The sequence below is a fragment of the Microcoleus sp. S13_B4 genome, assembly GCF_036700885.1.
Lineage (GTDB): Bacteria > Cyanobacteriota > Cyanobacteriia > Cyanobacteriales > Microcoleaceae > Microcoleus.
The window spans coordinates 23,025-46,569 of sequence record NZ_JAUBPU010000038.1 but is presented as its reverse complement, the minus strand read 5'-3'; the positions used below and the strand labels follow the sequence as shown (position 1 = coordinate 46,569).

Below are 23,545 nucleotides of genomic sequence, written 5' to 3'. Positions count from 1 at the left end.
CATCAGTGGATAAGCAAAAAAGAGTTCCCCAGCCGATAAACCTGAGAACGGTACAGCCCGTGGGTGGGTTAATTTAAAATCGAAAATCGAAAATCCATTGACTTGTTGAAAGTTAGTCTGAAATAGAATTGCGATCGTCCTGACTTCTAGGTGGCGGCGCACTGTGAAAAGTTGCAATCAGCAAACAGATAATCCCAGCATTAATAAACACATCTGCCAGATTAAACACCGGGAACCGAATGATCCGAAAATCGATAAAATCTACAACATGGCCCGAAACAAATCGATCGATCCCGTTCCCCAGTGCTCCCCCCAAAATCAAACCGTAGCCAGCTTGTTCCCAGCGGTTAATTCGCGGCCCAAACCAAGCCAGCACTATCAATCCCACACTAACGCCCAAAGACAGCCAGCGCAACCAAATCGCCCCGCCATTGCTGAAGAGACTAAAAGCGGCACCAGTATTAACAACATAAGTGAAGTGGAACACTCCGGGTAACAGCGGCTGCGTCTGCGGAGGAATCGTCAAGTCAAAATTTTGCACCACCCAAAACTTAGTCAGGTGGTCTAAAACTAAACTGATAACAGCAGCAATCCAGAACAAGGGATTTCTTTTAAAACGCATGAATTAAGCAATTTAATAGGGGGCATCGGGCATGAGATAATTTACTCAAATTTCGCTGGTTATTGTCACTAGAATGAAGTGAAACTCAGCAATCCCAGCCTTAACGGGATGACTCTCTCGTTGGGCAAGGATAGTATAACCTTATTTTGCACAATTCCGAGTTATCTCTTCCTTTTTCCTTCTTCCTTCTTCCTCCTTCCTTCTTCCTTCTTCCTTCGCAATTAATAAAACATCAAACGGCGCAAAGTAAATGACAGCACTGCGATCGCACAAACAACCGCCAATTGTCCTGGCAGAGGATAAACCGAATATTTAAGAATCTCATCCAATAAAGGTGTTTTTTTTGCCGGAGGCAGCAAGTAAGTAAAAATTAGATAAATTAAGCCGATCGCATGAACAGTGAACAAACCACACAAACAGCTAAAAGCCATAGATTCCAGCCGCGAAGCTACCTTAAAAGCCACCCAGCCGCACACCCAAGCACCCGGCACAAAACCCAGCAAATACCCAAAACTCGCTTCTTTGAGATAGCCGATGCCGCCGCCTTGAGAAAAAACTGGCCACAAAGTTAATCCTAATGCTAAATAAGCAATTTGCGAGAGAGCCGCAGCATTTTTTCCCCCCATGCAGCCTACTAGCAAAACGGCTCCAATTTGATAGGTAACACCTAAAGAGTACGCCTGAAGTCCTCGATCGTCCCACAAACCAATAGGAATTGTGACAGATGCAGGCAAAAAAGTGCCTCCTATCGTCAGGAGCAAACCAATAACAGCCCAGATTAATTCAATAGGAGCAGGCATTATCATCAAACGGCATTCGTCAGAAGGTATAAGGCAGAAGGCATTTGTCAGAGGCAAGCTTCCATGCCCGCAGCTTTTAAATTCTTAATAGTAGCACTACTGTCAAAAAAACCACCATTCTAGGGTTTTCTGGTTCTCAACCCTGGATCTTGTGATAATTTAATGGGGAATATTTCGCGATCGGGCGATCGACTGCTTGTTTTCGTAGCTATTTCTCTGCCCTATATCTTATAAATGCACAATCGTCAAGCTCATAAATAACATTCATAATATTAATTAATATTAATTTGCGATTAAGTGTAAAGATTCTTAACCTAACCTTTACTTTTGCGCGCTATGCTGATGCGGGACACCCATATAACGATCGCAGATTTTTTATACCTATGCTTTTTCGTCTCAACTTGATTAATCCAAACCGTCTGACTACAGCAATTTCGGCTATGGCGATCGCCCTGAGTTTAGCAGCTTGCGGTGGCGGCAGCACAACCAGCAGCAGCCCCAGCCCCGGCGACACCGCAGCCTCCCCCGGCGCATCCCCCGTTGCAGCCACGGGCACAGCGACAAACACCAAACTTGCCCTCGCCTCAGACGTAGCCATCACCGCAGCCGGCGCGTCATTCCCCGCCCCCCTGTACCAGCGTTGGTTTCAAGACTTCAACAAAATCAACCCCAAAGTACAAATTAACTATCAATCAGTAGGCAGCGGCGCCGGAGTCGAACAATTTACCAAAGGCACAGTAGACTTTGGGGCCAGCGACACCGGCATGAAAGACGACGAAATCGCCAAAGTTCCAGCAGACAAAGGCGTCATCTTGCTGCCCATGACAGCGGGCAGCATCGTCATCGGCTACAATTTACCAGACTTAACCGAACCACTGAAACTGCCACGGGATGTTTACGCAGATATCTTCGCCGGCAAAATTACCAACTGGAACGATCCCAAAATTGCAGCCGCCAACCCCACCGCTAAATTGCCAGACCAAGCCATCACAATCGTCCACCGTTCCGACGGTAGCGGTACCACCGCCGTCTTCACCAAACACCTGAGTGCCATCAGCCCCGACTGGAAAAGTGCAGTAGGCGACGGCAAAACAGTACAGTGGCCCGTAGGCGTAGGCGCAAAAGGCAACGAAGGCGTCACAGCCCAAGTCCTCCAAACCGTCGGCAGCATCGGCTACGTAGAATACGGCTACGCCAAAAACAACAATCTCAAATTTGCATCTTTGCAAAACAAAGCAGGCACATTTGTAGTACCTACCGACGAATCAGCTTCTCAAGCTTTAGCAACTGTGCCGCTGCCGGAAAACCTGCGAGCATTTATCGAAGACCCCGAAGGCGCTCAATCCTATCCAATTGTCACTTACACTTGGATGCTCGTCCCCAAAAAAGTTACTGACCCCAACAAAGCCAAAGCCATCGAGGCAATGGTTGAATACGGCTTAACTGAAGGTCAAAAAGTTAGTTCCGAATTGGGCTACGTTCCTCTACCCCAAAGCGTTAAAGAAAAAGTAGCAGCGGCCGCGGACGGCATCAGCCCAGACTACAAGATTGAGGTTGGCAAATAGTAATTGTTGACTGTTGACTGTTGACTGTTGTCCGTTGTCAGAGGGAAAAAAGCCCTTGGGCATTGCGCGTGCGGGTAAACATCAGGAAGAACGAAGAGAGATATTTCTGTGGGGCGGGTTTTATCAGAAATATTTGTTGAAAAGTCAGGGGATTAATAAATCCGCCCCTCTTCTATGTAACAATCGGTGCATCTGTGTAGGGGTGGGTTTGACCAGAAATATTTGTTGAAAAGTCAGGGGATTAATAAACCCGCCCCTCTTTGATTTTATTTATGGTCTTTCTTTCTGCTTCCTTCTAGCTTTTTCGGAAACAGACTATTTTTCGCTACTATAGATTTGGTTTTTTTTCTATGATTTCAGATAATAACAGCGCTCAACCACAGACCCGATCGCGCTCTGGGGCAGAAAAATCCTTAGACCAAGGCTTTATCTGGCTCACGCGGATTTTGGCCATAGGAGTTGGTGTAATTTTGCTCGTAATCGCGCTCACCGTTGCTTATCGGGCTTTACCGGCGATTCAACAGTACGGTTTGGGATTTCTATTTGGCAGTAGCTGGAATCCGGTTAAAGAAGAGTACGGTGCGCTGCCAATGATTTACGGGACGATCGTCAGTTCGGCGATCGCGCTCTTAATTGCAGTACCATTAGGAGTAGGGACTGCCATTTTCTTGAGCGAGGACTTTCTGCCGCTGCCAGTGCGTACAGCTTTAGTTTTTTTAGTAGAACTTTTAGCCGCCATTCCCAGCGTAGTCTACGGTTTGTGGGGAATTGCTGTATTGATTCCCATGATTACCACTCTCGGCAAGTTTCTCAACGGCACTTTCGGATGGCTGCCGATTTTTAGCACCCCGCCAGTGGGCCCGGGAATGTTACCAGCCGGAGTAATCTTAGGAATCATGACTTTGCCCATTATTACTGCTATCTCCCGCGACTCTTTGGCAAGTCTCCCCCCCGAATTGCGGCAAGCATCTCTAGGTTTAGGAGCTACTCGCTGGACAACAATTTTTAGAGTGCTCGTACCGGCGGCTTTTTCCGGCATTGTCGGCGGAATTATGCTCGGGCTGGGTCGCGCCATGGGAGAAACAATGGCCGCAACTCTGTTAATTGGCAATTCCAATCAGTTAAGTTTTTCGGTGCTAGCTCCGGCAAATACTATTGCTTCTTTGATGGCCAATCAGTTTGCGGAAGCCTCCGGGTTGCAAGTAGCAGCTCTGATGTACACTGGGCTAATTCTGTTTATTATGACACTGATTGTTAATATTTTGGCAGAGTGGATTGTTTCTCAAGTAAGAGCGAAGTACAACTAGAAGTTTGCCGCCATTTCCTACATAGTCTTAGTTTATGTCAAATAGCGTCTCCGACGAGAATCCTTTGGTATCAAAAACAGGCAGTTTAAAGAAGGTTAAAAACAGCCCGCAAGCGCTGTTTAATCTGGCGATGACTGTACTGGCTGGAGCTAGTCTGGCCATCACTCTGCTACCTTTGTTTGCCGTGCTTTCCTACGTCACCGTACAAGGTTTCAATCGCCTAAATTTAGATTTGTTTACCAAGCTGCCACCGCCGCCCGGACTATCGGGAGGCGGTATCGCGAATGCAATTGTCGGTACGTTAATGACCGTAGGAATTGCTTCTCTAATTGCTGTTCCTTTTGGTGTATTGGCCGCCGTTTATTTGTCTGAATTTAGCAAAGGCTCAATAGCTCGCTGGGTGCGCTTTGCTACTAATGTCCTCAGCGGAGTTCCTTCGATTATTGCCGGGGTATTTGCCTACGGTTTGTTCGTGGTAAATATGGGAGGTTTTTCGGCAATTGCAGGGGGCGCGGCGCTGGCTGTGCTGATGTTGCCCACGATTGTGCGGACTACTGACGAAGCTCTACAAATCGTCCCGCAAGATATTAGATGGGCCTCGGTTGGTGTGGGTGCTTCTAATTATCAAACAGTTTTGCAGGTGGTTTTGCCTGCGGCAATTCCGGCTATTTTAACCGGTGTGACTCTGGCAATTGCTCGCGCCGCTGGAGAAACTGCTCCTTTGATTTTCACGGCGCTGAATTCGCCTTTTTGGCCGGCAGGATTTGATAAGCCAACTCCGAGTCTTTCGGTTTTGGTGTACAACTTTGCAACGGTTCCTTTTAAGGCACAGAAAGAATTGGCTTGGGCGGCATCTTTGATTTTGGTGTTGATGGTTTTGCTGACGAGTATTCTTTCTCGCTGGGCTACTCGCCAAAAAGTTTATTGAAGTCATTAGTCATTAGTTATTAGTTATTTGTTAGTCGCTGGGTAAGGCTAATAACCAATAATTAACAACCGATAACCAATAACATTTTCGGCTTAGTTTGTAAAATTCGATTGGATTGTTACTTGTATGATGATAGATTTAGACCAGCAAACGGAAACAGTTTTACGAACAGAAAATATCAATGTTTTTTACGGCGCTTTTCACGCGGTTAAAAATGTTTCAATGGAGATTCCCAAAAATCGCATTACTGCCTTGATTGGGCCGTCGGGCTGCGGTAAAAGTACAATTCTGCGGTGTTTTAACCGCCTCAACGATTTAGTTAACGGTTTTCGTTTAGAGGGTAGAATTGATTACCACGGTCAAAATCTTTACGATCCTGATATTGATGCTGTGGCGGTGCGCCGCAAGATTGGGATGGTGTTTCAAAAGCCGAATCCTTTTCCGAAGTCGATTTATGACAATATTGCTTACGGTGCGAGGGTAAACAATTATAAGGGAGATATGGATGAGCTGGTGGAAAAGTCGCTCAGCCAAGCTTATTTGTGGGATGAGGTGAAGGATAAGTTGAAGCAAAGCGGTTTTTCTCTTTCGGGTGGCCAGCAGCAGCGTTTGTGTATTGCTAGGGCGATCGCGATTAATCCTGATGTAGTGTTAATGGATGAACCTTGCGCTTCTCTTGACCCGATTTCTACGATTAAGATTGAGGAGTTGATGCGGGAACTCAAGGAGAAGTATACGATCGTGATCGTTACTCACAATATGCAGCAGGCTTCTCGCGTTTCTGACCTGACTGCTTTTTTCAATGCTAAACTTTCTGATGATGGGAAGCGGTTTGGCTATCTTGTGGAGTGTGACAAGACTGAGGTAATTTTCCAAAGTCCGAAGGAAGAGTCTACTTTGGATTATGTGAGTGGCCGTTTTGGTTGATTTCGCGACAGGTTGAAAGCTATCGCTACACAAACTCTCTTCCCTCTCGCTTGAGACTAAAAACATTTAATTTGCTGAGTCTGGTAGCGACAAAAAAAACCGCGTAAAGCTTTTCGGAATTTAGAATCCCGCTTTCTTGGAGAAAGCGGGATTCTGGATTTTATAATTAAAAGCTCGATCGCACTTTTTGCAGATACAAGCCACTGATTTTTGTGAAGAAATGCTCGAAGAGTTCACATATTCTTCATCCAATGCTTGAACAGGTTTTCTTTTACCATGTTTTGCCGCATAACTTCGAGCAAGTATTCCTGAGCTTGGTCTTGGCTTAACCTTTTGACTTCTTCGCGCAGCACTTGAAGTTTGAACTGCTGTTCCATGCTGAGGCTGGTTGTAGGCATATCCATAAATCGCTCCTCCAGTTTGCTGAGATTGATGCGAAATTGATCGGAATGACGTTTCGCAGGATTTGTTGTGTCTCCTACATTGTAAACTATCATAACATTCCCTTGACAATATGTCCAAAGTACACATTTTGAAACTAATTTGTGTCGCAAAAGTACATCAAAGTGGGGGGAGCCTTATCATAAAAAGGCGTAAAGACAGGGAAGCCTAAGCCAAAGGAGCTAGTTCGTATGGATGCAATGGAGTTTTTTCAAAGCAGTGCTGGGGAGTGGCGTTCTCAGCGCAGCACTCACCACCTCGCTTTCCGCCAAGCGGAAATTGGGGATTCAAATATTCAGGTAACGGCGCTGGGTGCGGATGACGCGCGAGTCGCCGAGATTTGCAAGATGCACGAAGTCGATCCGAGCCGGGCTGCTGGGGGGGCTTTTGTGACTTGGCACGGCTCGATGGCGTGGGATAAGGATGATGAGAATCATAAAGGGTCTACGGTGTTCGCGATCGTCCCCGATCCTGAAAATCCCCGGCAGGGTTTGATGTTGCGGGAACGCGGCTATGCGGAAATTGTGCCGGTGGCTGGCCGTTTTGAGATGGATGATGAGGATGGGCTGCTGCTGATTACGGAATACGAGACGATGAGTTCGATCGAGCGTTTCTGGTTTGCTAATCCGAACGTGCGGATGCGGACGAGTACCGTAAAGCGCTTTGGCGGTTTCAGCACATCGACTTTTTGTACCGAAATTCGGGTGCAACCAGACTCGGATGCAACATCAGAAGCAGCAGCCGATCAAGTACCCGCCAGCGAGTTTTATTCGGCTCTGGGCTGGTAATTTGGCTGTTGGCTGTTGACTGTTGACTGCTGACTGTTGATTGTTGAGTGTTGACTGCCCACTGCCCACTGACAACAGTCAACAAATGTTACAGATTGTTGCAAAAATTCAGGAAAATCAGATTTAGATTGCGGGAATCCCCTAATCTGTATGTTGGTTAGTTGTATCCGTTATGCTGGCAGCTCACGGTGTCAACTATTTCTGAAATTTGAGATAACGGAGATTTTAACGTGGCGCTACCTTTATTAAGCTACGCCCCCAAGAGCCAAAACCAGCGCGTTGCTGGTTTTGAAGTGGGGAGCGACGAGCAGCCGAGAATTTTCACAACTGAAAATGTGCTCTCGTCTGGAGACATGGAAAATTTGATTTGGGCTGGATATCGCCAGATTTACAGCGAACACCAAATCCTCAAGAGCAACCGCCAAAAGTCTTTGGAGTCGCAACTCAAGTTCGGCCAAATTACTGTGCGGGACTTTATTCGCGGTTTGGCGACTTCTTCTCCTTTCCTAGAGCGGAATTACCAAACTAACAGCAACTATCGGTTTGTGGAAATGTGCGTGCAGCGCATTTTGGGCCGGGATGTGTACAGCGAGCGCGAAAAGATTGCTTGGTCGATCGTGGTAGCCAATAAGGGGCCTCAAGGCTTTATTGACGAGTTGGTCAATAGCGAAGAGTACCTGGAAAAGTTCGGCTATGACACAATACCTTACCAGCAGCGCCGAATTTTGCCTCAGCGAGTTGGAGGGGACACTCCTTTCAACTTGAAGACGCCCCGCTACAGCGAATACCACCGTTCGCAGCTTGGCTTCCCGCAAATCATCTGGCAGACTGGCGTGCGCCGTTTTGTTCCTCAAGAGCAGCAACCGAAGGCTGGCGATCCGTCGAACTATTTGGGTATGGCGCGCAATATGCCCATGCCTGCTACTCCGCCGCAGCGCGTGCCTCTAGCTAATATCAATATCGACACGATGGTTCCCCGTCGCCGGTAATTGATGCTGCCCTGATGCGATTATTTGTGTCGGGCGATCGACTGAATCGATCGGCTTTTAGGCTGAGAGAGTTTTGAGTCTTGAGTTTTGAGGTTTGAGTTTTTTGATAAACTTGGAATCCAAAACTCGGGACTCATAATTTTTTGTCAGTTGACTGTTGTCTGTTGTCATTACCAATTACTAATGTTCTATGCCCTATGCCCTAGGCCCACAATATCAAGTGTGAGAGCGCAATCGCAATATTTTTAACAAAGTGTTGAATTGATCGGGTAAAGGTGCGATCGCCTCTATTAATTCTCCTGTTACGGGATGCTGCAATGTCAGCCGCCATGCGTGGAGAGCTTGTCCGGTTAAATTGACGCCGATAGAACGGTTGGAACTGTACATCGGGTCGCCGACAATGGGATGTTTTATCTCCGCTGTATGCACGCGAATTTGATGGGTGCGGCCGGTTTCTAATTGATAGTGCATTAAGCAATAGTTGCCGATTCTTTCTTTGATTGTCCAGTGAGTAACTGCGGGGCGACCGCCTTTTTCTACTGGTACTACCGCCATTTTTTTCCGGTCTGTGGGATGCCGCCCTATGGGTAGGTCTATTGTGCCTGTTTCGGTGTTGGGAGCGCCGTAAACTATGCCTAAATATTCGCGGCGGGCTGTTTTAGTTTTGAGTTGGGCTTGCAGGTGTTGGTGGGCTATGTCGGTTTTGGCGATCGCGATCGCACCTGTTGTATCTTTGTCTAATCTGTGCACGATTCCCGGCCGCTGAACTCCGCCTATTTCTGCTAGGGGACAGTGCGCTAACAGAGCGTTGACTAATGTACCGTCTTGGTGTCCGGCGGCTGGATGGACTACTAATCCGGCGGGTTTGTTGATAATAATTAGACTGTCGTCTTCGTAGAGAATGTCGAGGGGAATTGCTTCGGCCTGCAAGGAAGTGGGCTGGGCTTCAGGTAATGTGAGGTGGATGCGATCGCCCGTTTTTACTGAGATTTTTTTCGAGGTGCAGGTTTCGTCGTTGACTTTGACGTTGCCTTGTGATATGAGGCTTTGGATTCGCGATCGGGATAAGTCCGGTATCTGGTTTGACAGCCAAATATCTAATCGCTGATTGACATTACTGCGATCGAATTCCTCTGTATTTTCTACTGTGTAAATCTGCGCCGCAGTGTCTGTTTCTATCATTTACTTTTTACTATTTTTTGCCAAGTGTGTAAAGCAAATATCTTAATCATAACATCTGTGAGTTAGTTCGCGATCGCACGGGTAGCGAGAAACCGGGTTTTTTCACTGGAATACTTCGTTTCTGCCCGCAGACTGGGTAAAAAACCCGGTTTCTTTGGTTGGAGTGGTTAAGTCGCTTGAGTATAATCGTCTATTCTATCGACAATTATCGCAGTGGCCGCAGCGCATTGATGTAGCTTCCTTGGCAAACCCAAAAGCTTGCAGCAAAAATTGCCACCTGCACTCGCGATGTTTGAGATATTTTGCCATTTCCTCAGCAGCGGTAAAGTTTGATTTTTCCGCTTTTTGCTGTGCGGATTTGTTGATCGCATAATTAAAAGGATCTTGCCATGTTAATTGTCCGCTGCTGTGCAAGATTGAAAGGGCGAGATCGCTTTGGGGAAATTCATGGGAAACAGCTTCTATATCGCCTTTAACTGGCAGTTTTTTGGCTAATTGCTGAGCTTCTCGGTATTGCGATCGCAATTTATCTTGAAAAAATTGCCCTCTTTGTTTATCTTCGGGATAAAGCAAACCCGTGGGTTCGCTAATCAATGTCAGGGCGATCGCCGATTTGCCGTCACGTCCGCCTCTACCAATTTCCTGAATGTATTCCGATAATAGCAAAGGTGCTTGAAAGTGAACAACCCACCGGACATCTGGCTTGTTAATTCCCATACCGAATGCTGAGGTACAAGTCACAAATTTAAGCTCATTGTTCAGCCAAGCTTTTTCTATTTTTCTTCGTGATTCTGGACTTAAACCTGCATGATATGCTGCTGTTTCATAACCAGCATCTTCCAAAAAATCCGCCAAGTTCTCGCTATCTTTTCTAGTGCGGACATACACTAAACCTGCTTGTTTTGGTCGAGCTTTAATAAAAGTTAATAACTGCTGTTTGCGTCCTCTCGGCGTCCAGACTGTTTGCACTTGCAGGTGCAGGTTAGAACGGTAGGGACTTAGCAGAAAGGCTTCGGGTTTTTGCAGTTGCAAGACATTTTTTATTGTCTGCTGTGCTTCCGGGTTGGCGGTAGCGGTGAAAGCTGCGATCGCAATTTTACTGTTTGCTGGTTTAGCTTTCAACAAAGCCGATCGCACTGCGCCCAAACGGCGGTAAGCTGGTCTAAAAGTATCGCCCCACTGCACTAAACAGTGAGCTTCATCTAATATTAAACCGTTGATTTGGATGTGTGGCTGACTGATAATTTCCCAAACTGGTTTGCTGAGTAATGTTTCGGGAGACAGGTACAGCAATCTTAATTTGTTTTGTTGCAGCGATTGCATAGTTTGTCGGCGCTGCGGTGTTGGCAATTGACTGTGGAGGAGGGAAGCGGGGAGATTGCGATCTCGCAATTCTTGCACTTGATTTTCCATCAGTGCGACTAACGGCGAAACTACCAACGTTAAGCCTGTTTGTAACAAAGCTGGCAGTTGAAAGCAGATTGATTTGCCACCACCTGTCGGCATAATTATAATTGTATCTTTTCCTGCTAATAAACTACCGACGATTTCTCCTTGGGGTGGGCGAAAGTCGTCGTATCCCCAGATTTTTTGGAAGGCGGCGCGGGCTTGATTTAATGATGTTGGTTCTGGTTGGTATTTCATTTGATTTATCCCCAAATCAGACGTAATGTGAGCAGTGCGTGCCCTACATAATTAAATTTTGTGTAAGTCCTGATGTACAAATAAACCGGGTGGCTGGTTTCATAGTATGCAAGTATCGACCAGAATAAGTGTTAATTTAATAACAGTTAATAATTTTACTTTTGGAATTATGAACGCAAGCACGTTAAGCGAAGTTTTCAGCTATCGGCAAAAGACTTGTGATCTTTTCGATACCGCAGGTCTAGCAGAAGCAGTGCATGAAGATGGTTTTGCGCTGATTCCTGGTGTACTCAGTCCGTCGGAAGTGGCGCAAACCAAGGAAGCACTCGATCGCCTGCAACCCTTCGGACTCGATGGTAGCAGTTGGAGTGAATTGAACCAGCATTTTAAATGCGTTTTTAATCGCGATCGCCTGTGGCTCTCCTATGCCGATCGACCCGGTATCATTGAATTAGCCGAAGCATTAATGGGCAGCGATTGCCACATTATCGGCATGACTGCGTGGAAAAGCGGGCCCGGTTATGATGGTTGGCGCGTCCACGTTGATCAGGTGTTTGTACCCGTGCCCGAAAGCGTGTTTGCCGATCGCACTTTTCAACTGCCAGTATGGATTTGTACAGCCCATTTCTATCTCAGCGACATCGCAGAAGACCTCTGTCCTACCTACATTATTCCAGGCAGTCACAAATCTGGTCGAAAACCAGATCGCGGGGAAGAAACTTGGCACGGACACTCCCCAGAACCAGTTTTATGCAAAGCCGGAGATGTGTTATTTTTTCGCAGTGAAATTTGGCACTCCGGCGGCCGAAATACGACCACAGATGGAACTCGCTACTTACTGCAAGTGCATTATTCCCACCGCAACATAGCGCAGAAATTTTCGCCTTGGCCGTGGCAGTTTAACCCCGAAATTATCGCTACCGCTACTGAACGGCAACTGCGGCTTTTAGGCAAGCATCCCGAGTCAAATTACGGGTGAAATATATGATAAATTTGAGACTTAAATTGCATTAATTGCCTCCCCATAACAGGCAATTATCTGCGTTTATCTGTGTTTGTCTGCCTTAGATCTGCGGTTGACGGGCCCTCTCAAAAATTTATGTAATTGCTCGTCTATTTTAGATTTTGAGTTTTGGATTTGAGAAGATCGTCCATTCTAGAACCCTGCGAATTCCCGAATATCTTCAGCAATCCAAAATCCAAAATCCAAAATCTAAAATCGCCTAAGATTGACCGTCACGGCGGCCGAGTTCGTAAACGCCGCCACCAATACAGGCGATCGTACCCATAGATACCGCCCAACCAGTGCCCAGAGACAATTCGACCCCCCAATTGCACAATCCGCCCACAATCAAAAAGGGCAAAATGCTCAACAGCGAAGCGTAAAAGGCATTTTGAGCTTCTCTCGCTTGGCGGGTTCTTTCAAACTCGGCTTCCGACGTGTAGAGGGATCTTTCGGCAAAATTCATCCAGCGGTTGAGTTGCAGGATTACCCATTCTGTCAGGGGCGACAAACCCCAGTACAAAGCCAAAGACCACAAGGACGCACCGGCGATCGCAGTTGCATCTATCGCAAAACTAAAGGGAAAAATTTCAGTAAGCATTGCTTGATGTGTGTTATGAATTTGAGATTTTGGATGACATCCAAAATCCCCGAACTTAACTATAGTGTCAAGCAAAAGCTCGATCGAATTCAACCGCAGCACGAATTCCTCGACCAATTTTTTTTTATCACCCCTGTGCATTTACCCGGAAGCCTTGACACGGGTTTTGGATGGAGTAAGATACACGTTGTTGATAAACTGATTCGCGATCGCGGGTAGAGCTCAAAGCCAATCTTGCAGCGAATTGGCATAATTTACATCTTGCACCCTTCTCAGAAACGGGGAAGATACCCGTTCCACAAAGAATGATTTTTTTGGTGGGCCGGAAAGCCCGCCCCTGAAAGCTTTATTGACAAGGGTGCAAGATGTGAGCCTAACAGACAACGCACACTCACACACACATTTAACTTTGAGCCGTGAAAAAAATCCTGCAAGACTCTAGAGGCCCGCTGACGGTAAAACGCTTTTTTCGTCTCAGACAGATGCTGCTGCTGGCACTTTCGATCGGCATTGTGTTAATCAGCCCTTATTTGCAGCAGCAGGTGGTCAAAGCTCAGTCAGGCTTACCAAGCAGAGTAGCGACGGGTAATTTGTGGCAAGAAGCTTCTTTTCCAGTCGAAAACTTTGAAACATACACTTCCGCCTTCGGCCCCCGCGGGGGAGATTTTCATTACGGTTTGGACATGGCGGCCCCGGAAGGCAGCTATATCCGCAATTGGTGGGCCGGGCAAATAGTGGAAGTTTGGGAAGATGGCCGGTGCGGCACTGGTATGGTGGTGCGATCTGGAAATTGGGAACACATCTACTGTCACCTCAGAGGCCGAGTGCTAACGGCTAACGGCGGGCGTTATTATACCGATAGCGAAGGTACCTTGCAAATTTGGCAGGGTCAAACTGTGCCTGCGGGTGCGAGAATTGCCAGAGTTGGGATGACCGGCCGCACGAGTGGGCCTCACTTGCACTGGGGATTGAAGTACGGCGGCCGCTGGGTAGACCCGGCTTTGGTACTGCGGGAAATGTACGCGCAACAATCTTAAACAGTTGACAGTTGACAGTTATTACCAATAATATATTGTCCGGTTAAACACTTGTCATTGCGACCGTAGAGAAGCAATCGCAGAAACATTGCGATTGCTTGGTTTCACTCCCTGCGGACATATCGTAAGTGATTAGGCGGACATGATATAACGAATGACCACTGACCACTGCCAACTGACTCTTTACCTCGGTGTCAACTCTTTTTTGGTCAACTCGCTGTACCGAGAGACAATTTGACGGAATTCGTCGCCGTCGATCGTTTCTTCATCCAACAGCGCTTCGACAAGTTTGTCTACCAAATGGCGGTTTTCACGGATAATCCGGCGAGCTTCTTCGTAGCAGTTAAAGGCAATTTCCCGGACTTGCCGATCGATCTTGATTGCCATTTCTTCGGAATACTCTGATCGCGAATTCCAGCTCTGACCCAAAAACACCTCATTGTTCGGACTTTCCAAAGCCACAGGCCCCAAATCCGACATTCCATAAAGCGTTACCATCTCCCTCGCGAGACTGCTAACTGCTTTGATATCGCCGCTGGCACCCATGGTTACTTCAGCATCGCCGTAAACTTCAGCCTCTGTCGCCCGTCCCCCCAAGGCTACTGTAATCTGGCTTAACAGCCAAGCCCGACTCCTCAAACCTTCACTATCGAGCATTTCGTCGTCGAGGGCAAACTTAGCAAAGCCTGCGATACCGCCGGAACGGGGAATAATCGTTACTTTTTCAAGTGGATCGGCATTTTTGAGCATGGTCGCGACTAGGGCGTGTCCGACTTCGTGGTATGCTACTATCCACTTTTTCTTGCTATCTAGCAGCGGGTTGAGGCTAAGCCCGATCGTGATCCGGTCGAGCGCGTCGTAAACTTCTAAGTTGCTAATAGTGTCTTTACGACGCCGCGCGGTGAGAATTGCTGCTTCGTTGAGCAAGTTTGCCAAGTCGGCGCCGGAAAAGCCGGGAGTGCGACGGGCGATCGTGTCTAGGGCAACTTCTGGGTCGAGTTTTTTGTTGCGCGCGTGAACTTGCAAAATCCCTAAACGCCCTTTGTAACTGGGCAAATCTACCGTTACTTGGCGATCGAACCTGCCTGGCCGCAGCAGGGCGGTATCGAGTACGTCGGGGCGGTTAGTAGCTGCAATCACAATCACGCCACTGTTACCCTCAAAGCCGTCCATTTCTGTCAGCAACTGGTTGAGAGTTTGTTCGCGTTCGTCGTTGCCGCCGCCTATACCAGCGCCGCGCTGCCTTCCTACGGCGTCTATTTCGTCGATGAAGACGATGCAGGGCGAATTTTCTTTAGCTTTGCGGAACAAGTCGCGGACGCGGGAGGCGCCAACTCCGACAAACATTTCGACAAATTCGGAACCGGAGATGCTGAAGAAGGGGACGGCTGCTTCCCCTGCGATGGCTTTTGCCAGCATTGTTTTGCCGGTTCCTGGAGGCCCGATTAACAGAACTCCTCTGGGAATTTTGGCGCCGATGGCGTTGAACCGTTCGGGTTTTTTGAGGAAGGTTACGACTTCTTGCAGTTCTTCTTTAGCTTCTTCGATGCCTGCTACGTCGTCGAACATCACGCCGGTTTTGGCTTCCATTTGGAAACGAGCTTTGGATTTGCCGAAGTTCATGGCATTTCCTTGAGATTGGGTCGATCGGCGCAGGATTGCCATCAACACTGCCAACACTGCAAAAATCACTAGCAAGTTTACTACTAAACTGACTGCGGCGGCGTTGTCGGCTGTTTGTTTGACTTCAAAGTCAATCTTTTTGGCGCGGATTTGCGAGTACAGTTCTCGGTTGTTGTAGTCAAACAGACTAACTGATTGGGTTAAATCGCTTTTTTGATTTTTTAGCTTAACCTTGGCAGTTTTTTGAGTTTCGTCTACTTCGATTTTACTGACTTGCCCTTTTTCTATGTTGTCGATCAGTTGGCTGTAACTCATGGTGTTTGGCGCGCTGTCGGCAAACACCGGGGTCGAGAGCAATATTCCTTGAGAAATCACCAAACTGCCCAGGATGCGCCAAAGATTCCGTCCTGGAATTGATTTTTTAGGATTCTGGCTCGATTTGTCTTTGTTTACAGCTAGATGCCCCAGCCATGCGTGTTTCCAAGAATTTTTCATATTGCTTTGCCCAAGGTTGAAGACTGCCAAGATTGACCGCTTTTGGTTTGCTACGTTCATTTATTTTAACAAGATGGCGAGTGTTGAATGGGTTTATCTCTCGCTGGATCTCAAGAGACCCCTCAAGAGGGGGGTTTTGAATCCACTGTTCCTCTAGAAACCGGGTTTTTTACCTAATCTGGGGGCTGCAAGGAAGTATTTTGCTCAAAAAACCCGGTTTCTGGGCCCCATCCGTAAATCTAAAATCTAAAATCGATTGACAGTTGTCTATCGAACTTGCTATGTTAATCATACTCGTAATGAGTACGTTTTAGGAAGACAGTTATTGTTTTTAAGCTTTATGGTAAAAGTAGTCGGCATTGGTGGAAGTTTGCGGGCTGGCTCCTACAGCCAGTTAGCATTGGAGGTGGCAGCAGAACGGGCGCAGGCCCTGGGCGCAGAAGTTGAAATCTTCGATTTGCGATCGCTCAATCTGCCATTCTGCAATGGTGAGAATGATTATATCGATTACCCGGATGTGGAAAAGCTGCAGAATGCGGTTAAGCAAGCCGACGGCTTGATTTTGGCAACCCCGGAGTATCACGGTAGCGTCAGCGGTGCTCTCAAGAATGCCCTGGATTTGATGAGTTTTGAGCATTTGGACGGGAAAGTTGCGGGTGCGATTAGCGTTTTGGGAGGGCAAGTTAACAGCAACGCACTCAACGATTTGCGAACCATTTTGAGATGGGTACACGCTTGGGTAATTCCCGAACAAATTGCGATCGGACAAGCTTGGAAAGCTTTTAGTCCTGATGGTAAATTGTTGGATGAAAAACTGTCTGACAGGTTCGACGAATTTGCTCGGAGTTTGGTAGAAAATACGCGGAAATTGCAAGGAATTTCGTAATTGTATTTCAGGAAAAACGCACTCCTGGACGCAACTGGCCTATTATTCGGATGCGTCAGTTGCCATAATTTCTTGATTTGAAGAGCTTTTTTCTCTAGTAGAGCACCCTACAAGCTGTAATGTAACAGTCAACAGTCAACAGTCAACAGTCAACAGTCAACAGAGTTAAAATGGCATATCGATCATGTCTCCGAAAGGATGGGGTACGTCGATCGGCATTCTTCCGGGTTTTGACTCATATTTGTCAATCCAGTTTTTGGCCAATTCCAAAGCTTCCTCCTCAGTCTTGGCATTTTGGACGGCGACGTGGCGGTTGCCACGACTATCCCAAACCTCGACGTAGAAGACTTTCTGAGATTGAATAATCCAACCTTTATAAGTGTCTGCAGGTTCCATAGTGAGAATCCTAAAATAATCGGGCGGGGAGTTCCACTGGCGAGCTAATTGTAAATATTGCCCTGCATAAAATGAATTTTACGGAGGTTTCTATAGTATTTTTGGAAAAAAGTCAGTTTTACGGTTAACCTCATGACTCGACTCCTGAAGCAATTATTTAACTGGAGAAAATATCTCCAATTTTTGGCGACGACGATCGCGATCGTCCTAATCGCATCCCAGATGGCGGTATTGCCAGCATTGGCGACGGGTGTATACGAAATCCCACTGTTGTCGGCGGGCGATCGAACTTGGGTGTTCGACAAAGGCGACGTGCTCAGCCGCAGCAGCGAAAGCAATATCAGCAGCGTGCTCGACAATCTGGAAAACAAAACAGGGAAACAAGTCAGATTTGTCACCATCCACCGCTTAGACTACGGCGAAACGGCGGCCACTTTCACCGACCAACTGTTTGAACAGTGGTTTCCCGCAAAAGAAGACCAGACTAATCAAATTTTACTCGTTCTCGACACTGTTACCAACAGCGCGGCAATTCGCACCGGCGAAGGGGTTAAGTCCCTGCTAACCGATGAAATTGCCCAGAGTGTAGCTGGGGAAACCGTGCAAGTACCGCTGCGGGAAGCCAATAAATACAACGAGGCTTTTACGGCTGCAAGTACGCGCATTGCAACTGTTTTGTCGGGCGAACCCGATCCGGGTCCTCCTGAAGTTGTTGACAACATTCAAGTTGAAGGCACGTTTAAAAAAGCTGAAGAAACAGACCAAGGCAATGCCACAGTTGTTGTGGTTGTGCTGTTGGTATTGGCGACAGTGATTCCGATGGTGACTTATTTCTGGTATCAAGGTTTTTCTTGAACAGTTGACTGTTGACTGTTGACTGTTGACTGTTGACTGTTGACTGTTGACTGTTGACAGCGAGGTTTTTAAACAGTTGATGCTTCGACTAATCTTGAACGTATTCTCGATCGCTCAACAATGCAATTTCTGCCCGTACAAATTCCCGTCCCAGATAAGCCGCGTGATCTAACATTGTCACCGGGCTGGGGCGGGTTTCTTCTAGGATTTTGACGCAAAGCTCTTTGGCGGTTCTGCCGGTAAAAAGTGTGACTTCTGTGCGTTCTACTTTGCCACGGGCGGGGATTGGTTTACCAGTTTCGGGATCGACGGCCAGGCCTCGATCGTCGATGATGTTGGTGAAATGTTTGGCACAGATTAAGCTGGTTTCGCGATCGAGATAGATGATGAAGTAGCCGCCTGGATCGAGGTCGATGTGGCGTTTGGATAGCTTGTCATCAATTGCGGTGAGGTTTTCCAAGGTTTGACTCATGGTTGGTGAAAGAAAGTAAACAATAGCTGTAATTTTTGCTGCTATTTCTAGTTTAGTCGGCTGCGGGACAAGTTTGGGACATTGGTTGGATGCGGGGGAAAGTTTGGGCGATCGACATTCTCTGGGATATCTCTGGGGACAGGGCTGAGCCTAAGTCCGGTGCGGGGTTGTGCGATTTTTAATGAGTGGTATAAGATTGAGGGCTGTAGGAAGAGTTGTTGAAATTGATAGAATGAACCGCAGAGAGCGCAGAGAACGCAGAGTGAAATAAGAGAGAAAAATAAAATATGTTATCATTGGGATGAATAACATTTTGTATTAAATTAGAGATGAAATTTATAGATTTGTTTTCAGGAATAGGAGGTTTCAGACAAGGTTTTGAAAGAGTTGGCTTTGAATGCGCTTTTTCCTGCGAAATTAACAGCAAATGCCGAGAAGTTTACCAGGATAATTTCAGTGACGTTCCTTTTGCCGACATCAGTAACATCAATCCCGCCGATTTAGCAGACTTTGATGTTTTAGTCGCCGGCTTTCCTTGCCAACCTTTTAGCATCTGTGGCAAAAAGTTGGGTTTTGAAGATACGAGAGGCACACTGTTTTTCGAGATTTGTAAAATTATTAAAGTAAAACAACCTCAAGTAATTGTCCTAGAAAATGTCAAGCACTTAATCCATCACGACAAGGGAAATACATTAAAAGTAATTATTGCCAGCCTGAGAGAGTTGGGATACAGCGTGAAGTACAAAATGCTGAATGCTAAAGACTTTGGAATTCCTCAACATCGTGAAAGAATATTCATTATTGCAACTAAAGGTAAAGACTTCAATTTTTCTCGACTTAAAAGCAAGTTTCCTCCGCAACTCAGGGAATTTCTAGACGAGACAGGGGATTTTGAAATATTGGACAAATCAGAGTATACTTTAATTGATTATCCGAGAAAGCAAGATTCGGGACTTTTGTTTGTAGGTTACAGAAATAAAGGTACTTGGAAAACTGGCGTGAGGCCCAATACAGAACATTTATCGAGAGTTCACAGACAGCCTAATCGCATTTATTCGGTAGATGGAGTGCATCCGACTATTCCTTCGCAAGAAACCTCTGGTCGGTTTTTTATCTACATTCCTGAGCAAGATATGGTGAGAAAATTGACACTGAAGGAATGTTATCGACTTATGGGTTTTCCTGAAGATTTTAAAAGTTATCCGAGTGCGGGGGAAAGTTACAAGCAAATTGGGAATTCGGTTTGTGTACCGGTTGTGGAGGCGATCGCCAAAGAAATATTAAGTCAAAATTTATTATATGATGAAAAGAAGGAACTACAAAGATGTCCAGAGTTTCAACTGCTTGCAGAAGCCGGGACTCTAGTTAACACTATTACTTGAAATAAATTTTGTTATTAAACAATTTTAGCCTTAACCAAGCGCTAACTTTGAGCTATAATATAAGTCACCCAAGATAGATATAGTTGTCATGGAAGAATTACTCACCTTAAAAAGCTTACTGCTAAAAGGGGATATACCTGGGTCATTAGCTATAGTTGAAGAACTAGAAGAAATGGGCAAAAAAGACATCATTAAAACTATTCGCAGCTATGCAGTGATTTTACTATTGCATCTGATTAAACAGCAAGCTGAAAATCGTACAACTCGCTCTTGGGATATCTCGATTCGGAACTCGGTTTTAGAAATTCAGGAGGAAAATAAGCGACCGAGAGGCGCGGGATTTTACTTACCTCTAGAAGAGTTACTCATTGTTTTAGAAATGGCGTATCAACAAGCTATTAATAAAGCTTCCCTAGAAGTGGAAGAAGGGCGTTATGAACCAAAAGAATTGTCGCAGTTAGTGAATCAAGAGGCACTTATAAATCAAGCAATGAATTTAATTTCACAAGAAGCTGAAGATAAGGACTAAAGTTACCCAAAGTCAGGAGACGGCAATGCCGTTTCCCTACCTCAATTAATTGTAGGGAAACGGCATTGCTGTCTCCTCGATTTTTGTAAGGACACGCCAGTGCCGTTTCCCTACTTGATTAGGCGGGAACTTGGATTTTTTCGGTGCCGGCCAGTTCAAAGGCTGCGTGAATTGCTTTCAAAGCAGTTACACCTTGTTCCTCATCCACAACGCAGCTAATTTTAATCTCAGAAGTTGCAATCATTTGAATGTTGATTTGCTGGCGGGAAAGCGCTTCAAACATCTTTGCCGCTACTCCAGGATGCGCTACCATCCCGGAACCGACAACGCTAACTTTGGCAATTTGTGTATCGACTGCTACTTCGCTCCATCCGAATTCAAGCGCCGATTTTTCAAGGGCGTTTTTAGCAGCTTCGGCGTCAATTTGCGCTACGGTAAATGCAATGTCGCGAGTTAATATGCCGTCTATATTGTGGCAGCGCTGCGACTGAATGATCGTGTCTACGCTGATATTTTCTTCGGCTAAAAGTCCGAACAGTTTTGCTGCTACTCCGGGGCGATCGGGCAATTGGCGAATTGCTAGACGCGCTTGATTGATATCCAACGCAACGGCGCGGACTGCGGGCGGTTTTTGGGATGATGAACGCAGCCCAATAGGGGAGTTGGCAACATCAAATGTTTTGCAGAGTTCGGCAACGGCCCGATCGCAATCTTCGGCATCGATCGCACAACTAACTTTCACCTCGGAAGTGGAAATCATTTGAATGTTAATTCCCGCATCCGCTAAAGTCTTAAACATCTGCGCCGCTACCCTCGGACGACCGATCATTCCCGCACCCGCAATGCTAACTTTAGCTATTGGTCGCTCTTCTGCTTTCACTTCCGGTTCTCCCAATTCTGGGCGAGAATTCTTGCCGAGGGTGGGAATAATTGCATCTGCAACGGCGGTGGCTTGTTGCAGAGATTTTCGCGTCACGGTGAAGGCAATATCGTTAGTATTTCCTTCATGAATTGACTGGATAATTAAGTCTACATCGAGGTTTTGTTGGGCGATCGCACCAAACAACCGCGCTGCTACGCCGGGGCGATCGGGCAAACGCAGCAGCGACACCCCTGCCTGATCTAAGTCAAATTCCACCGCATCCACCGCGGTTGCGAGCTCCAAACCCTCCAAAGGCCGAAGTTTCGGGGGTGGGGACACTACCCGCGTACCGGGGGCATCACTCCAGCTAGAAAGCACTACCAGCGGCACGCCGTAATTTTTGGCAATTTCTACCGCGCGCGGGTGGAGGACTTTTGCGCCCAAACTCGCCAATTCCAGCATTTCGTCGCAAGTGATTTCGTCCATCAATTGCGCGTCGGCAACCAAGCGCGGATCTGTAGTCAGAATTCCGGGCACGTCGGTATAAATTTCGCACCTGTCGGCGCGCAGCGCAGCAGCGAGGGCAACTGCTGTTGTGTCGGAACCGCCACGGCCCAAGGTGGTAATTTCCAATTCTCCGGCATCGGCGATACCTTGGAACCCCGCAACCACAACGACTTTACCGCTTTTTAACTGGCTTTCAAGCCGATTTGGGTCGATTCGCAAAATCCGGGCGCGGGTGTGGGCTGCTTCGGTGACAATGCCGACTTGGGCGCCGGTGAGGGAAATGGCGGGCTGTCCCATTTCCTGCAATGCCATGCTCAAAAGTGCGATCGAGACTTGTTCCCCAGTGGAAAGCAACATATCCATTTCCCGCTTGTTGGGATTTGGGGAAATTTCCTTGGCGAGTTTAACTAAACCGTCTGTGGTTTTGCCCATCGCCGAAAGTACGACAACGAGAGAGTTGCCGAGCTGTGCTGTGTTTACAACTCGTCGGGCTACTTCCAGAATGCGATCGACTGTACCAACCGAGGTTCCGCCATATTTCTGAACAATTAGTGCCATAAGACTTACACAAAAAGTGATCCAATACTTAAGTTAATATACGCAAATTTTTGATAATAACCGATGAATGTTTATATCGTTTCTGAGGAGGCTGCTAGGCGATCGGGTTTTTACAGCACATGATATTACTAGGGACACTGAATTGCGGTGTCCCTACCGGAATCTGCGACTTATGTGAATTTAGATTTTTGATTGAAGAATTGAAGAATGGCGAATGACTTATGAAAAACCCAACCCGATAATCATCAGTCATCCCCAATCTAAAATCTAAAATCGAATTACTCGCCTTCTAACTCTCGCAAACGCGCTTCTAAAGCTTGAATTCGCAACTCAGCTTCTATGCGCTGTTGTCGTTCTCGTTCTGCGGCAAATTCCGCTTGTTCTGCCGCAAATGTGGCTCGTTGGGCGGCAAATTCCGCTCGTTGGGCGGCAAATTCCGCTTGTTCAACCCGTTCATCAGCAGCCAGCAGCAAATTCCCGGAAGCATCCCACCAGCGCAGCCAAGGCAGTTCTACACCCTGATAAACCCCTTGCCAAATGCCTAATTCCAATCCCATTGGCTCGATTTTGTAATGTCCGCGCTCATTTGGTGGGACTAACTCGAACCGATCTTCTACCAAATGATACACTTCAACTTGTGCTTTTTTGACTTCATAAATGCCGTAAAAAGCAGGTCGAATTATCCGCTCGTAAATCCAGAATTTGCCCTGGCGAGGAGTCCTATCTCTTTCTTCACTGCCATCACCAGAAACAAATTCAAGTACAATCCGAGGTGGCATTAATTCCTGCCACATTACATAGGAGCGGCGAAGATTTCCGTCAAGAGTTGGCGGCACGTCGGGCACGTAAAACCAATCAGGTGCTTCGGCTCCTCTTTCTGGCGGTTCGGGGGGCCTGGCCACTCGCCAGTAAATACCGGAATCTTGACCGATGCAGTATTGTCCGTCGGGATGAATTTGGTCTAAAATGGGTCGAATTGATGTTGTTAAGAGGATGCTTTGAGGGTGTTCTTGAAAATTTTTCACAAAAGTACCGTCGGAGTCTGGTAATTGAGTGTGGTCTGGGAAATCAGTTGCTACAATTTCTGGTTTTTCGGTGACACTCATGTTGACCTCTTGAAGGTTTAAAGATTATACTTATAATTGG

24 protein-coding genes are annotated in these 23,545 nt (G+C 46.8%); 13 read left to right on the top strand and 11 right to left on the bottom strand.

The window, feature by feature from the left end; genetic code table 11:
• Positions 1-112: 112 nt before the first annotated feature.
• Complete coding sequence (lspA, locus tag QT994_RS18745; protein ID WP_333046580.1) at positions 113-622, bottom strand: signal peptidase II; 510 nt, start codon at positions 620-622, stop codon at positions 113-115.
• A gap of 221 nt (positions 623-843) precedes the next feature.
• The gene (locus QT994_RS18740) at positions 844-1,422 is read right to left on the bottom strand and encodes a biotin transporter BioY (RefSeq protein ID WP_333046579.1); all 579 of its coding nucleotides are present in this window, start codon (positions 1,420-1,422) and stop codon (positions 844-846) included.
• A 383-nt stretch (positions 1,423-1,805) separates the two neighbouring features.
• Between QT994_RS18740 and pstS the strand changes: the two genes are divergently transcribed.
• The 4 genes from pstS (at position 1,806) to pstB (ending at position 6,149) form a co-directional block, all read left to right on the top strand.
• Entirely contained in the window at positions 1,806-2,987 is a 1,182-nt protein-coding gene (gene pstS / locus QT994_RS18735) for a phosphate ABC transporter substrate-binding protein PstS (RefSeq protein ID WP_333046576.1), read from the top strand.
• A 350-nt stretch (positions 2,988-3,337) separates the two neighbouring features.
• Complete coding sequence (pstC, locus tag QT994_RS18730) at positions 3,338-4,294, top strand: phosphate ABC transporter permease subunit PstC (protein ID WP_333046575.1); 957 nt, start codon at positions 3,338-3,340, stop codon at positions 4,292-4,294.
• Positions 4,295-4,328: 34 nt separating this feature from the next.
• The gene (pstA, locus tag QT994_RS18725; RefSeq protein WP_333176962.1) at positions 4,329-5,222 is read left to right on the top strand and encodes a phosphate ABC transporter permease PstA; all 894 of its coding nucleotides are present in this window, start codon (positions 4,329-4,331) and stop codon (positions 5,220-5,222) included.
• Positions 5,223-5,348: 126 nt separating this feature from the next.
• Positions 5,349-6,149 (top strand): phosphate ABC transporter ATP-binding protein PstB, encoded by an 801-nt coding sequence (pstB, locus tag QT994_RS18720; protein ID WP_333046572.1) that lies wholly within the window; start codon positions 5,349-5,351, stop codon positions 6,147-6,149.
• A gap of 233 nt (positions 6,150-6,382) precedes the next feature.
• Here the strand turns inward: pstB and QT994_RS27885 are convergent, their stop codons facing one another.
• A complete protein-coding gene (locus QT994_RS27885; RefSeq protein ID WP_445242210.1) occupies positions 6,383-6,646 on the bottom strand; it encodes an NblA/ycf18 family protein in 264 nt (87 codons plus the stop codon).
• 135 nt (positions 6,647-6,781) lie between these two features.
• On the opposite strand from QT994_RS27885, the gene QT994_RS18710 reads away from it, so the two are divergent.
• On the top strand, positions 6,782-7,378 hold the full coding sequence (locus QT994_RS18710; protein WP_333176960.1) for a phycobiliprotein lyase: 597 nt from the start codon (positions 6,782-6,784) through the stop codon (positions 7,376-7,378).
• Positions 7,379-7,608: 230 nt separating this feature from the next.
• The gene (locus tag QT994_RS18705; RefSeq protein ID WP_333176958.1) at positions 7,609-8,367 is read left to right on the top strand and encodes a phycobilisome rod-core linker polypeptide; all 759 of its coding nucleotides are present in this window, start codon (positions 7,609-7,611) and stop codon (positions 8,365-8,367) included.
• A 216-nt stretch (positions 8,368-8,583) separates the two neighbouring features.
• Here the strand turns inward: QT994_RS18705 and QT994_RS18700 are convergent, their stop codons facing one another.
• Together QT994_RS18700 and QT994_RS18695 are read right to left on the bottom strand one after the other, a co-directional pair.
• Entirely contained in the window at positions 8,584-9,549 is a 966-nt protein-coding gene (locus tag QT994_RS18700) for an RluA family pseudouridine synthase (protein ID WP_333176956.1), read from the bottom strand.
• A gap of 195 nt (positions 9,550-9,744) precedes the next feature.
• Positions 9,745-11,193, bottom strand: a complete 1,449-nt coding sequence (locus QT994_RS18695; protein WP_333176954.1) for an ATP-dependent DNA helicase RecQ — start codon at positions 11,191-11,193, stop codon at positions 9,745-9,747.
• A 169-nt stretch (positions 11,194-11,362) separates the two neighbouring features.
• On the opposite strand from QT994_RS18695, the gene QT994_RS18690 reads away from it, so the two are divergent.
• The gene (locus QT994_RS18690) at positions 11,363-12,172 is read left to right on the top strand and encodes a phytanoyl-CoA dioxygenase family protein (RefSeq protein WP_333176951.1); all 810 of its coding nucleotides are present in this window, start codon (positions 11,363-11,365) and stop codon (positions 12,170-12,172) included.
• 244 nt (positions 12,173-12,416) lie between these two features.
• On the opposite strand, the gene QT994_RS18685 is transcribed toward QT994_RS18690, so the two are convergent.
• The gene (locus QT994_RS18685) at positions 12,417-12,797 is read right to left on the bottom strand and encodes a hypothetical protein (RefSeq protein WP_333046563.1); all 381 of its coding nucleotides are present in this window, start codon (positions 12,795-12,797) and stop codon (positions 12,417-12,419) included.
• A 33-nt stretch (positions 12,798-12,830) separates the two neighbouring features.
• Here QT994_RS18685 and QT994_RS18680 point away from each other — a divergent pair, with 33 nt between their 5' ends.
• Entirely contained in the window at positions 12,831-13,016 is a 186-nt protein-coding gene (locus tag QT994_RS18680; RefSeq protein ID WP_333176949.1) for a hypothetical protein, read from the top strand.
• Between the two features lie 197 nt (positions 13,017-13,213).
• Positions 13,214-13,834 carry a M23 family metallopeptidase gene (locus QT994_RS18675; protein WP_445243923.1) on the top strand — a complete coding sequence of 207 codons (621 nt, stop codon included), beginning with the start codon at positions 13,214-13,216 and terminating at the stop codon, positions 13,832-13,834.
• Between the two features lie 183 nt (positions 13,835-14,017).
• Here the strand turns inward: QT994_RS18675 and ftsH are convergent, their stop codons facing one another.
• A complete protein-coding gene (gene ftsH, locus QT994_RS18670) occupies positions 14,018-15,952 on the bottom strand; it encodes an ATP-dependent zinc metalloprotease FtsH (protein WP_333046562.1) in 1,935 nt (644 codons plus the stop codon).
• Positions 15,953-16,292: 340 nt separating this feature from the next.
• Between ftsH and QT994_RS18665 the strand changes: the two genes are divergently transcribed.
• Positions 16,293-16,838: an NADPH-dependent FMN reductase gene (locus QT994_RS18665; RefSeq protein WP_333176980.1), complete on the top strand. Its 546-nt coding sequence runs from the start codon at positions 16,293-16,295 to the stop codon at positions 16,836-16,838.
• Between the two features lie 165 nt (positions 16,839-17,003).
• Here QT994_RS18665 and QT994_RS18660 read toward each other — a convergent pair whose 3' ends face one another.
• Entirely contained in the window at positions 17,004-17,234 is a 231-nt protein-coding gene (locus tag QT994_RS18660) for a hypothetical protein (protein WP_333046561.1), read from the bottom strand.
• Positions 17,235-17,366: 132 nt separating this feature from the next.
• Here QT994_RS18660 and psb32 point away from each other — a divergent pair, with 132 nt between their 5' ends.
• A complete protein-coding gene (psb32, locus tag QT994_RS18655; RefSeq protein ID WP_333176946.1) occupies positions 17,367-18,089 on the top strand; it encodes a photosystem II repair protein Psb32 in 723 nt (240 codons plus the stop codon).
• An 88-nt stretch (positions 18,090-18,177) separates the two neighbouring features.
• Here the strand turns inward: psb32 and QT994_RS18650 are convergent, their stop codons facing one another.
• On the bottom strand, positions 18,178-18,561 hold the full coding sequence (locus QT994_RS18650) for a DUF4346 domain-containing protein (RefSeq protein ID WP_190734275.1): 384 nt from the start codon (positions 18,559-18,561) through the stop codon (positions 18,178-18,180).
• Positions 18,562-18,890: 329 nt separating this feature from the next.
• Here QT994_RS18650 and dcm point away from each other — a divergent pair, with 329 nt between their 5' ends.
• Positions 18,891-19,943, top strand: a complete 1,053-nt coding sequence (gene dcm / locus QT994_RS18645) for a DNA (cytosine-5-)-methyltransferase (protein ID WP_333176943.1) — start codon at positions 18,891-18,893, stop codon at positions 19,941-19,943.
• 88 nt (positions 19,944-20,031) lie between these two features.
• On the top strand, positions 20,032-20,472 hold the full coding sequence (locus QT994_RS18640; RefSeq protein ID WP_333176940.1) for a DUF29 family protein: 441 nt from the start codon (positions 20,032-20,034) through the stop codon (positions 20,470-20,472).
• 118 nt (positions 20,473-20,590) lie between these two features.
• Here the strand turns inward: QT994_RS18640 and QT994_RS18635 are convergent, their stop codons facing one another.
• Positions 20,591-22,399: an aspartate kinase gene (locus tag QT994_RS18635; protein WP_333176937.1), complete on the bottom strand. Its 1,809-nt coding sequence runs from the start codon at positions 22,397-22,399 to the stop codon at positions 20,591-20,593.
• Between the two features lie 278 nt (positions 22,400-22,677).
• On the bottom strand, positions 22,678-23,505 hold the full coding sequence (locus QT994_RS18630; RefSeq protein ID WP_333176934.1) for a Uma2 family endonuclease: 828 nt from the start codon (positions 23,503-23,505) through the stop codon (positions 22,678-22,680).
• Positions 23,506-23,545 lie beyond the last annotated feature (40 nt).

Excerpts from the sequence above, each read along its gene's own strand:
- lspA (WP_333046580.1), bottom strand. The coding sequence starts at position 622 with ATGCGTTTTAAAAGAAATCCCTTGTTCTGGATTGCTGCTGTTATCAGT.
- QT994_RS18740 (WP_333046579.1), bottom strand. The coding sequence starts at position 1,422 with ATGCCTGCTCCTATTGAATTAATCTGGGCTGTTATTGGTTTGCTCCTG.
- pstS (WP_333046576.1), top strand. The coding sequence starts at position 1,806 with ATGCTTTTTCGTCTCAACTTGATTAATCCAAACCGTCTGACTACAGCA.
- pstC (WP_333046575.1), top strand. The coding sequence starts at position 3,338 with ATGATTTCAGATAATAACAGCGCTCAACCACAGACCCGATCGCGCTCT.
- pstA (WP_333176962.1), top strand. The coding sequence starts at position 4,329 with ATGTCAAATAGCGTCTCCGACGAGAATCCTTTGGTATCAAAAACAGGC.
- pstB (WP_333046572.1), top strand. The coding sequence starts at position 5,349 with ATGATGATAGATTTAGACCAGCAAACGGAAACAGTTTTACGAACAGAA.
- QT994_RS27885 (WP_445242210.1), bottom strand. The coding sequence starts at position 6,646 with ATGATAGTTTACAATGTAGGAGACACAACAAATCCTGCGAAACGTCAT.
- QT994_RS18710 (WP_333176960.1), top strand. The coding sequence starts at position 6,782 with ATGGATGCAATGGAGTTTTTTCAAAGCAGTGCTGGGGAGTGGCGTTCT.
- QT994_RS18700 (WP_333176956.1), bottom strand. The coding sequence starts at position 9,549 with ATGATAGAAACAGACACTGCGGCGCAGATTTACACAGTAGAAAATACA.
- QT994_RS18695 (WP_333176954.1), bottom strand. The coding sequence starts at position 11,193 with ATGAAATACCAACCAGAACCAACATCATTAAATCAAGCCCGCGCCGCC.
- QT994_RS18690 (WP_333176951.1), top strand. The coding sequence starts at position 11,363 with ATGAACGCAAGCACGTTAAGCGAAGTTTTCAGCTATCGGCAAAAGACT.
- QT994_RS18685 (WP_333046563.1), bottom strand. The coding sequence starts at position 12,797 with ATGCTTACTGAAATTTTTCCCTTTAGTTTTGCGATAGATGCAACTGCG.
- QT994_RS18680 (WP_333176949.1), top strand. The coding sequence starts at position 12,831 with ATGACATCCAAAATCCCCGAACTTAACTATAGTGTCAAGCAAAAGCTC.
- ftsH (WP_333046562.1), bottom strand. The coding sequence starts at position 15,952 with ATGAAAAATTCTTGGAAACACGCATGGCTGGGGCATCTAGCTGTAAAC.
- QT994_RS18665 (WP_333176980.1), top strand. The coding sequence starts at position 16,293 with ATGGTAAAAGTAGTCGGCATTGGTGGAAGTTTGCGGGCTGGCTCCTAC.
- QT994_RS18660 (WP_333046561.1), bottom strand. The coding sequence starts at position 17,234 with ATGGAACCTGCAGACACTTATAAAGGTTGGATTATTCAATCTCAGAAA.
- psb32 (WP_333176946.1), top strand. The coding sequence starts at position 17,367 with ATGACTCGACTCCTGAAGCAATTATTTAACTGGAGAAAATATCTCCAA.
- QT994_RS18650 (WP_190734275.1), bottom strand. The coding sequence starts at position 18,561 with ATGAGTCAAACCTTGGAAAACCTCACCGCAATTGATGACAAGCTATCC.
- dcm (WP_333176943.1), top strand. The coding sequence starts at position 18,891 with ATGAAATTTATAGATTTGTTTTCAGGAATAGGAGGTTTCAGACAAGGT.
- QT994_RS18640 (WP_333176940.1), top strand. The coding sequence starts at position 20,032 with ATGGAAGAATTACTCACCTTAAAAAGCTTACTGCTAAAAGGGGATATA.
- QT994_RS18635 (WP_333176937.1), bottom strand. The coding sequence starts at position 22,399 with ATGGCACTAATTGTTCAGAAATATGGCGGAACCTCGGTTGGTACAGTC.
- QT994_RS18630 (WP_333176934.1), bottom strand. The coding sequence starts at position 23,505 with ATGAGTGTCACCGAAAAACCAGAAATTGTAGCAACTGATTTCCCAGAC.